This window comes from Cryobacterium sp. TMT2-42-4 (assembly GCF_004402645.1).
Classification (GTDB): Bacteria; Actinomycetota; Actinomycetes; order Actinomycetales; family Microbacteriaceae; genus Cryobacterium; species Cryobacterium sandaracinum.
This window is the reverse complement of sequence record NZ_SOFT01000017.1, coordinates 100,474-109,333: the sequence shown is the minus strand read 5'-3', so window position 1 is coordinate 109,333 and position 8,860 is coordinate 100,474. Positions and strand designations below refer to the sequence as shown.

9 protein-coding genes and 1 pseudogene are annotated in these 8,860 nt (G+C 70.2%); 6 read left to right on the top strand and 4 right to left on the bottom strand.

From position 1 onward, the window contains the following. Positions 1–250, bottom strand: a pseudogene (locus tag E3O18_RS16465) (sigma-70 factor domain-containing protein); the annotation flags it as partial. A 182-nt stretch (positions 251–432) separates the two neighbouring features. Continuing rightward, positions 433–705, bottom strand: coding sequence for a hypothetical protein (locus E3O18_RS05705; protein ID WP_134396066.1), 273 nt, complete (start codon positions 703–705; stop codon positions 433–435). Between the two features lie 157 nt (positions 706–862). Here E3O18_RS05705 and E3O18_RS05700 point away from each other — a divergent pair, with 157 nt between their 5' ends. The 3 genes from E3O18_RS05700 (at position 863) to E3O18_RS05690 (ending at position 4,014) form a co-directional block, all read left to right on the top strand. Continuing rightward, entirely contained in the window at positions 863–1,774 is a 912-nt protein-coding gene (locus E3O18_RS05700; RefSeq protein WP_134396065.1) for a 1,4-dihydroxy-2-naphthoyl-CoA synthase, read from the top strand. 6 nt (positions 1,775–1,780) lie between these two features. Continuing rightward, on the top strand, positions 1,781–2,959 hold the full coding sequence (locus E3O18_RS05695; RefSeq protein WP_166784581.1) for an AMP-binding protein: 1,179 nt from the start codon (positions 1,781–1,783) through the stop codon (positions 2,957–2,959). A gap of 74 nt (positions 2,960–3,033) precedes the next feature. After that, positions 3,034–4,014, top strand: coding sequence for a 1,4-dihydroxy-2-naphthoate polyprenyltransferase (locus E3O18_RS05690; RefSeq protein WP_134396064.1), 981 nt, complete (start codon positions 3,034–3,036; stop codon positions 4,012–4,014). Here E3O18_RS05690 and E3O18_RS05685 read toward each other — a convergent pair. Continuing rightward, positions 3,988–4,299, bottom strand: coding sequence for a DUF4229 domain-containing protein (locus E3O18_RS05685; protein ID WP_134396063.1), 312 nt, complete (start codon positions 4,297–4,299; stop codon positions 3,988–3,990). The genes E3O18_RS05690 and E3O18_RS05685 overlap by 27 nt on opposite strands. A 71-nt stretch (positions 4,300–4,370) precedes the next feature. Between E3O18_RS05685 and E3O18_RS05680 the strand changes: the two genes are divergently transcribed. Genes E3O18_RS05680 through E3O18_RS05670 form a run of 3 tightly spaced genes read left to right on the top strand, consistent with a single transcriptional unit; the run spans position 4,371 to position 7,500 of the window. Further along, positions 4,371–4,856, top strand: coding sequence for a PLD nuclease N-terminal domain-containing protein (locus tag E3O18_RS05680; protein WP_134396062.1), 486 nt, complete (start codon positions 4,371–4,373; stop codon positions 4,854–4,856). Continuing rightward, the gene (gene menD / locus E3O18_RS05675) at positions 4,849–6,585 is read left to right on the top strand and encodes a 2-succinyl-5-enolpyruvyl-6-hydroxy-3-cyclohexene-1-carboxylic-acid synthase (RefSeq protein ID WP_134396061.1); all 1,737 of its coding nucleotides are present in this window, start codon (positions 4,849–4,851) and stop codon (positions 6,583–6,585) included. The genes E3O18_RS05680 and menD overlap by 8 nt, the downstream gene beginning before the upstream one ends. Before the next feature lie 48 nt (positions 6,586–6,633). Continuing rightward, positions 6,634–7,500: a PPK2 family polyphosphate kinase gene (locus E3O18_RS05670; protein WP_134396060.1), complete on the top strand. Its 867-nt coding sequence runs from the start codon at positions 6,634–6,636 to the stop codon at positions 7,498–7,500. 70 nt (positions 7,501–7,570) lie between these two features. On the opposite strand, the gene E3O18_RS05665 is transcribed toward E3O18_RS05670, so the two are convergent. Continuing rightward, the gene (locus E3O18_RS05665; protein ID WP_241976540.1) at positions 7,571–8,803 is read right to left on the bottom strand and encodes an isochorismate synthase; all 1,233 of its coding nucleotides are present in this window, start codon (positions 8,801–8,803) and stop codon (positions 7,571–7,573) included. Positions 8,804–8,860: the final 57 nt, after the last annotated feature.

Sequence of the window (8,860 nt, the reverse complement as noted above, 5' to 3'; positions counted from 1 at the left end):
TGATGGGCATTCCGCGTCCGGAGTAGTGCTTGGCGATGCTGACCACCAGGCGCAGATTCGATTCGATGAAGCGGTTCTTCGCGCGGCGGCCATCATGGGCAAGCCAGGCCAGCTCGCGGGCCAAGGACGGGTCGTCGACTCCGCGGGACAATTTTTCGCCGGCGAACAGCCCGACCTCGATGCGCTGCGCAAGGGTCACCTCGTCGACGGCGGTGAGCAGGGGCCCCTTGCCGATGCGGCGCGGGTAGTCGCCGAAGGCATCCGTCGATGAGCTGTAGCGGGCGGGAGCGGTCGACGGAGCGGTGGTGAAATTCGCTGGCGCTGGCGCTAACGCTGGCGCTAACGCTGGCGCCGAGGTCGGGGGCTGATCCGCGGCCGGTGTCGGTCGGGAGCCCGAGTGCTCCGGGGGTTGAGTCTCTTGAGTGGCCGTGCTCATCGCAGGGCCGTTCCGGTGGGTGCCGGACGGAGGGCGAGACTGGCCGTGGCACGGTCAAAGGACGAGAAGTACGCTCGCTCCCGGGGGCGGCCGAAGTCCGTCACTTCGAAGGCGTCGTCCACGCGCTGGATGAAGCCGACCAGGGCGGCCGGATCGCCGTCGGCGATCATCCGGTCGCTGATGCGCCATTCCGTGGGGGAGAGTTCATTGATCCCGATATTTCTCGCGGGTGGAGTGGGGTTCGTTTTTCGTGTGCCACTGTCGGCCATCACTGCCTCCGAGTATTTCTTAAGAGTTCAGTACACAGCGTGGAAACGACGGCCTCAAGGGGCTTGACTTTGCCGCCCAAACGGGGGTGCGAACCAGCTTCCGAGAGGCCTATGGCCAGCAGCATTCCGGCGCCGCAAGCCCGCGTAGGCTAGGAGCATGATCGAACAGGTTTCCGAAATCTTCGACCCGACCCAGTGGCGGGAAGTCGCGGGCTTCGACCGCCTCACCGACGTCACATACCACCACGACGTGACCGGGAGAATCGCCCGGGTGGCGTTCAACCGGCCCGAGGTGCGGAACGCGTTCCGCCCGCACACCGTCGACGAACTGCACGCCGCCCTCGAGGATGCGCGCGTCAACCCGCGCATCGGGGTGGTGCTCCTGACCGGCAACGGACCCAGCCCGAAGGACGGCGGTTGGGCGTTCTGCTCAGGCGGGGACCAACGCATCCGAGGCCGGGATGGCTACAAGTACGCCGAGGGAGAGACCGCGTCCGGGATCGACACGGCGCGCGGCGGCCGGCTGCACATCCTCGAGGTGCAGCGGCTGATCCGGTTCATGCCCAAGGTTGTCATCGCGGTCATCCCCGGCTGGGCGGCCGGCGGCGGGCACTCTCTGCACGTGGTCTGCGACCTCAGCATCGCCAGCGCCGAGCACGGCAAGTTCAAGCAGACGGATGCCGACGTCGGCTCCTTCGACGCCGGATACGGCAGCGCCTACTTCGCCCGCCAGGTGGGGCAGAAGACCGCGAGGGAAGTGTTCTTCCTGGCCCGCGAGTACTCCGCGCAGCGCGCCTTCGAGATGGGGGCCGTGAACGCCGTGGTGCCGCACGCCGAACTCGAGGTGGAGGCGCTGGATTGGGCCCGCACGATCCTGACCAAGTCGCCTACCGCCATCCGGATGCTGAAATTCGCTTTCAACGCCGTGGACGACGGCCTGGTCGGCCAGCAGGTGTTCGCCGGGGAGGCCACCCGTCTGGCCTACGGCACCGACGAGGCGGTCGAGGGGCGTGACGCGTTCCTGGAGAAGCGCGACCCCGACTGGGGTCCCTACGACTGGCAGTTCTAGGCGACCATGACCCGGCGGCTGAGGGTCGTGCCGGTCGGTGACCCGCTCGACCTGATGACCCCGTTGCGCCTCGCGCTGGCCGACACCGGCGACGCCGTGCTGCCGGTCCCCGGCCGGCCGGAGGCCGCCAGACGGGCGAGCCTGGCGCGCGTGCCCCGTCAGGTGGCGGTGGTGATCGAGACATCCGGCTCAACGGATGTGCCCAAGCGCGTGATGCTCAGCACCGACGCTCTACTTTGCAGCGCCGCCGCCTCCAGCGTGCGCCTCGGCGGCCCCGGTCAGTGGCTGCTGGCCCTGCCCGTGCACTACATCGCCGGGGTGCAGGTGCTCGTGCGCTCGATCGTGGCCGACACCGTCCCCGTCGTGCTGCCGAGCGGCCACTTCGACCCGGCCGTGTTCGCTGCCTCAGCCGGACGCCTCACCGAGCCGCTGCGGTTTACCGCCCTGGTCCCGGTGCAGCTGGCCCGGCTGGTCGCCGCGGCCGCAGACGACCCTCACCTGCTGGCCGTGCTGCGCCGCTTCGACGGCATCCTGGTCGGCGGCCAGGCGCTGCCGTCGCAGCTCGCCGAGCAGGCCGTCGACCTCGGCCTGCACGTGTTCGCCACCTATGGCTCGTCGGAAACTTCCGGCGGTTGTGTCTACAACGGCACCCCGATCGGCAACTCCGAGGTGCGCGTGGTCGACGGGCAGCTGGAGATCGCGGGCTCCGTGCTCGCCGAGGGGTACCTCGGTGACCCCGTGCGCACCAGCGACCGCTTCCTCAAGGTGCACGGGGGACGCTGGTACCGCACGGGTGACCTGGGCGAGGTGGACACCGCGACGGGCCTCGTGCGCGTGCTCGGGCGAGCCGACAACGTGATCATCTCCGGCGGCGAGAAGGTGTCGCTCGATGCGGTCGAGCGGGTCGTCCGGTCGCTGCCGGGCTTCGGCGAGGCGGTGGCGGTGGGCCGGCCCGACGTCACGTGGGGTCAGGTCCCGGTGCTGGTCGTGCCGGCGGAACCCGGTGCGGAACCCGGTGCGGCCGGCCTCCCCGAGGACTCCCTCGAGAGAATCGGGGAAGCCGTGGCATCCGCGCTGGGCAGGGCGGCCAGGCCCGCGCGCCTCGTGCGGGTCGCGTCGATCCCGCAGCTTTCCACCGGCAAACCCGACCGTCTTGCGCTGGGCCGGATGCTCGCCGCTCTCTGAGCTACCGAGCTACCGGCACGTACTATGAAGGCGTGGCACACGGAGCGCGGCCGGTCAGGCCCTCACAACAGCGATTGAACCCCTCGGCAGCGACCTCTTCGGCGGCCCGGAACGGAAAGTCGGGCAACCCGGCCCGGCGCAATGCCGCCGCCGGCCGCGGCCCGGCGCGAACCGGACCGGCCACGGCGGGAGACTGGGTCTCCGGAGCACGCCTGCGCACCCTCCCCCTGGCTATCGCCCCGGTGGCCCTCGGCACCGGGGCGGCGATCGTCGTGAGCGGCCCCGGCGTCTTCCATCCGGTACGGGCGGTGCTCGCCCTGATCGTGGCCCTGTGCCTGCAGATCGGCGTGAACTACGCGAACGACTATTCCGACGGTATCCGCGGTACTGACGCCAACCGGATCGGCCCGGCCCGGCTGACCGGCAGCGGAGCCGCTCAGCCCCGTGCCGTGCTCACGGTGGCCCTCGCATTCTTCGCGCTCGCCGCGCTCGCCGGCCTCACCCTGGTGGTGCTGACCGGTCAGTGGTGGCTGCTGCTGGTCGGTGTCCTCGCCATCATTGCGGCCTGGTTCTACACCGGCGGACGCAAACCGTATGGCTACTTCGGTCTCGGCGAGGTCTTCGTCTTCGTGTTCTTCGGCCTTGTGGCGACCGTTGGTACCACGTATGTGCAGGTCGGCACCGTGAACACCGAAAGCTGGCTGAGCGGCGTCGGGATCGGCCTGATCGCCATGGCCGTGCTGATGGTCAACAACCTGCGCGACCTGGAGCCGGACCGGGCATCCGGCAAACGCACCCTCGCGGTGCTGATCGGGAGCATGGCGTCGCGGGTCGTGTTCTGCCTGTTCCTGCTGCTGGCGTTCGCGATCGTCGCCTTCTTCGCGGTCTTCTACCCGCTGGCCTGGCTGACATTTTTCGTGCTGCTGCTGGCGGTGCCGGCCGGGTTGATCACGGTGACGGCGACGACCTCGACCGAACTGGTGCTGGCCCTCAAGCTGACCAGCGTCTCGGCGTTGGCCTACGGGCTGCTACTGGCTCTCGCGTTCGCGCTGTAGGTCGGCTTCGGCCGCCCGCGCATCGGCCCGGTCGAGGGCAGCGTCCTCGGACACGGCGTCGGGGTGCGCCGGCTCCGTATCGGGATGCCGCGCCTGGTACAGGCCCAGCGCGACCTTCTCGCGAGGCTTCCGCAGAAAGATGAAGGAGAGCGAGGCTCCGATCACAGCGGCGGCGATCGCGGCAATCCACCACTCGATCCGGAGGAAGAGCATCAGCGTGAGCGGAACGGCGAACAGGAGCACGCGGAAGACCGAATAGGACACCCAGGCGGGAACAACATTCATGGCCACAGTTTAGATCGCCGGGCTGTGCGCTCACTCACCGATCTCACGGGTGGGAGCCATACACTGTGGGAATGGTTCGCCTGTGGTTCGCTCTTGGAGTCGTCGTCGTCGTCCTCACCGTCTATGCGCTGGTGGATTGCGCGCTCCTCCAACGATCCCGGGTGCGCGGGCTGCCACGCTGGGTGTGGATGTTCGTCATCGTGCTCATTCCCGTGATCGGGCCGGTGCTGTGGCTGCTGATCGGTCGCGGCCGTGCCAGCACGGGCAAGATCGTGCGGTCGTTCGCCCCCGACGACGACATCGACTTCCTCAAGGGTTTGGACCGGGCCACGTCCGACCAGGAACGACTCCGCGCCCTCGAGCAGGAGCTTGCCGACCTTGACGCCCCGGATCCCCGGGACCTCGGTGCGGCAGGAACCACCGACACGACGGGAACCTCCGGCACGCCCGGACAGGGCAGCCAGGGCAGTCAGACCGGCCAGAACGGCCAAGCCGGGTTCGAGCCGAAAAAATCCGAGCCGGGCGAAGGCGATCTGCCTGGCCGGCGGGATGCCTGACATCGCCTCGAGCGGTAGCCCGGCCACAGACTTCAGCGTCTCTCTCCTCGGTGAATTCGTGCGCCTGGGCGTACGCGACCTGGTTCTCAGCCCGGGCGCCCGGTCGCAGGCCCTCGCCCTGGCCGCTGCCGAACTGGAGCGGATCGGGCTGATCCGGCTGCACGTGCGCCTCGACGAGCGCGGCGCGGGCTTCCTCGCTCTTGGCCTTGCCGTCGAGGCCGGCCGGCCGGCGCTGGTCGTCTGCACCTCGGGCACGGCCGTGGCGAACCTCCATCCCGCGGTGCTCGAGGCGCACCACTCGGGGGTGCCCATGATCCTGCTGACGGCCGATCGGCCGAGCGAGCTGCGCGGCATCCGTTCGAACCAGACCACCCTGCAGCCCGGCCTGTTCGGTGTGGCGACGCGCCTGTGCGTGGATGCGTCCGCACCGGAGGGTGCGGCCGGCGAGCACGCCGATGCCATTGCCCTGGCCCGACAGGCGACGGATGCCGCCACCGGTGCCACCTCACTCGATCCAGGCCCGGTGCAGCTCAACCTGGCGTTCCGGGAGCCCCTGTCGGCGCCGGTGGCGCTGACTCCCGAAGCGATCTCCGGCCCGGTCGGACTCGGCGAGTCGGCCGCGGTGCTCGCCGCGCCCGTTTTGGACGCGTCCCCGACCGAACCGGTCTTCCCGGTCACGGGCGGACCGCGCACCGTGGTCATCGCCGGCACGGGCGCCGGCCCCGAGGCCGAGGAATTCGCGCGTACCGGCGGCTGGCCGCTGCTGGCCGAGGTGTGCAGCGGCGCCCGGTTTGGCCCGAACCTCGTCTCCGCCTACCGCGAGCTGCTGCTGGCCTCCGACCTCGGTGGGCGGGTCGAGCGCGCTGTCGTGTTCGGTCACCCGACGCTCAGCCGCGAGGTGCCGGCCATGATCGTCCGCGAGGGTGTGGAAACCATCGTGGTGGCTCCCACCGGCACCGAATGGTTCAACCCCGGACACCGGGTGCGCGTCTTCGCCCGCGCCGCCGCCCCGGACGCCGCGGCCATCGCAGCGGCCGAAAGCCTCGAGGGGCGGGAATGGCTGGGCCGCTGGGTGATGTCCAGCCGGCACCTGCTGGCCGCGGGAGCCGCCCGGGAATCGATCCCGATCGGCGATCGCGGAATCACCCGCGAAGAGCTGGCCGCCATGCGCGCGCCGGTCACCCGGCCCATGCTCGTGGACGCCGTCTGGCGCGCCTCCTGGCCGCACGACCGTCTCGTTTTCGGTGCCTCCCGGTTGGTGCGGGTGGCCGACCGCCGCGTTCCCGGCAAGAAGATCTCTGTGCACTCCAACCGCGGTCTGGCCGGCATCGACGGCACGGTCGCCACGGCCGTCGGCATCGCCCTGGCCAGCCAGACCGGTCCGACGCCGCAGTCCACCGGGGTCACCCGCCTGGTGGTCGGCGACCTCACCCTGCTGCACGATGTCGGGTCGCTCCTGCTCACCCCGGGGGAGGCGCTCCCGCGGCTCCAGATCATCGTCGGCAACGACGGCGGCGGCACCATTTTCGACGGTCTGGAGGTGGCGGCATCCGCCCGCGCCGACGCCATCAACCGGGTACTCTTCACCCCGCAGCAGGCCGACCTCGCCAACCTCGCCGCCGCCTACGGCTGGTCATACGGTCTGGCGGCCACCCGGAGTGACCTCGAGCGCGCGCTGACCGCGCCGCACGCGGGGCCGAGCATCCTCGAGGTTCCGCTGGTTCGCTAGGTTTGCCGGGGCGTCTGCGGGACACTGTTCTGCAGCGAAGGGTGCACCGTGGCTGAACGCAGCGAACAGGAATTCTGGGCCGGGGAACCGAGGGGGTTGCTGCGGGTGACGCCGGGGTTCCGGCTCGCGGGCGTGGACCCCGCCTCGACGCCCGGCTTTGACGGGGTGGAAAAGGACAACGCGGACGAAGCGCTGGCCGTCGGGGCCGGCGTGCTGTCGGACCTGCAGGAGATGCTCTTCGCGAACAGCCGGTCCGGCGACCCGCGCCGCGTGCTCCTCGTGCTGCAGGCCATGGACACGGCCGGCAAAGGCGGCATCGTGCGCCACGTCGTCGGCGCTGTCGACCCCCAGGGCATCCGTCTGTACGCGTTCAAGGCGCCCACGGAGGTGGAACGGTCCCACGACTTCCTCTGGCGGGTGCGCAAACGGCTGCCCGACGCCGGCCTGATCGGGGTCTTCGACCGTTCACACTATGAGGATGTGCTGGTCGGCCGCGTACGGGCGCTGGCCCCGGCGGCGGAGATCGAGGAGCGCTACGGCCTGATCACCCGGTTCGAGCAGGAACTCGTCGACGCCGGCACGACGATCGTCAAGGTCATGCTGCACATCGGCTCCGACGACCAGAAGAAGCGCCTGGCCGAGCGGCTGGAACGCCCGGACAAGCATTGGAAGTACAACCCGGGCGACGTCGACGAACGCATGCAGTGGGCCGCCTACCAGGAGGCGTACCAGCTCGCCCTCGAACGCACGTCGACCGTCGCCGCGCCCTGGTTCGTGGTGCCGGCGGAGAAGAAGTGGTACGCCCGCCTGGCCGTGCAGCACCTGTTGATCGACGCCCTGCAGCGCCTCGACCTGACCTGGCCGTCGGCGACCTTCGACGTCGAGGTTGAGAAGGCCCGCCTCGCCGCGACCTGAGTGTGGCCGTTCCGGCCGAGCGTGACCCCCGGAGCGGGGATCCTCGCTGAACGGAGTCTGCGGAGGCTGGTCAGCCGAAGGCCTCCACGACGGGGCGGAACTTCATGCGGGTTTCGGCGAGCTCGCGCTCGGGCTCGGAGTCCAGCACGATGCCGCAGCCGGCGTAGGCCGTGACGCCGCCGGCGGGGCTGACCTGGGCGCAGCGCAGGGCGATTGCCCACTCGCCGTCGCCATCGGCGCCGACCCAGCCGACCGGGCCCGCGTAACGGCCCCGGTCAAACGGCTCGAGTTCGCGGATCAGGGCGAGGGCCGTCTCGGTGGGCGTGCCGGCGACCGCGGCCGTCGGGTGCATGGCGGCGATCAGGTCGAGGGAGTTCGATCCGTCGCTCAGGGTGCCCTCGACGTCCGTTGCCAGGTGCCAGAGGTTCGGCAGCTTCAGGGTGAACGGGATTTCGCTGGTGGTGAGGTGAGAGGTGTGCGGGCGGAGCGAGGCCAGCACGCTCTGCACCGCGAAGGCGTGTTCGTCGCCGTCCTTGGCGGAGGTGGCCAGCTGGAGGGCTGCCTCCAGGTCGGAGGCGGCATCCGCGCCCCGCGACATCGTGCCGGCGAGCACGCGGGCGTTGACCTCGCCGTGGTCGGCGCGGATGAGGGTCTCCGGGCTGGAGCCGACGAGGCCGTCGACCGCGTAGGTCCAGCAGTCGGGGTAGCCCAGCGCCAGCTCGCTGATGGCGCGGCGCAGGTCGGATTCCGTCGGTAGCCGCCCGACCAGGTCGCGGGCCAGCACGACCTTGTTGAGGTCTCCGGAGGCGATGCGGGACACGGCTTCGCCGACCGCGTCGCGGTACCCGGCGGGCGGCAGGGCGCCCGGCAGTAGGGAGATGCGGTATTCGGTGCCGAGGGGACGGAGCGCCAGGGGAATCTCCGGAGGCGTGGTGCCGGTCGGCCAGATGCGCGTCACCCAGCATCGGCCGTTGTCGCGACCGATGATGACCTGCGGCACGATCAGCACGCTGGTCTGGGCCGAGGAGGCGTCGAAGGCGAAGGCTCCGAAAGCGAGCAGGCCCGTGCCGGTGCTTGCGATCGGGTCGGACACGGTGGCGGCGGCCGCGACGTCGCGCCAGGCGGTGGCGGCATCCGTCAGCCGGGTCGCTCCGGAGAACTCGAGCCGCAGGGCCGTGCCGATGCCGGCCAGACCCTGGTTGCGCCGCATCCAGAGCAGCGGTGCTCGGGTATCGAGCAGAAGAATCAGTTGGCGGATGTCAGCGATGGGGGTGGTTTCGACCGTCAGAGCCTGAGCATTCACCTGCATAGCCTATGCCAGAGGCTGTGGAGAGCGCGGCGCGTCCGCGGGCAATCTAGA

What these genes read in the sequence shown, in the direction of transcription:
- E3O18_RS05705 (WP_134396066.1), bottom strand. Translation starts at nt 705, where the DNA reads ATGGCCGACAGTGGCACACGAAAAACGAACCCCACTCCACCCGCGAGA.
- E3O18_RS05700 (WP_134396065.1), top strand. Translation starts at nt 863, where the DNA reads ATGATCGAACAGGTTTCCGAAATCTTCGACCCGACCCAGTGGCGGGAA.
- E3O18_RS05695 (WP_166784581.1), top strand. Translation starts at nt 1,781, where the DNA reads ATGACCCGGCGGCTGAGGGTCGTGCCGGTCGGTGACCCGCTCGACCTG.
- E3O18_RS05685 (WP_134396063.1), bottom strand. Translation starts at nt 4,299, where the DNA reads ATGAATGTTGTTCCCGCCTGGGTGTCCTATTCGGTCTTCCGCGTGCTC.
- E3O18_RS05680 (WP_134396062.1), top strand. Translation starts at nt 4,371, where the DNA reads ATGGTTCGCCTGTGGTTCGCTCTTGGAGTCGTCGTCGTCGTCCTCACC.
- menD (WP_134396061.1), top strand. Translation starts at nt 4,849, where the DNA reads ATGCCTGACATCGCCTCGAGCGGTAGCCCGGCCACAGACTTCAGCGTC.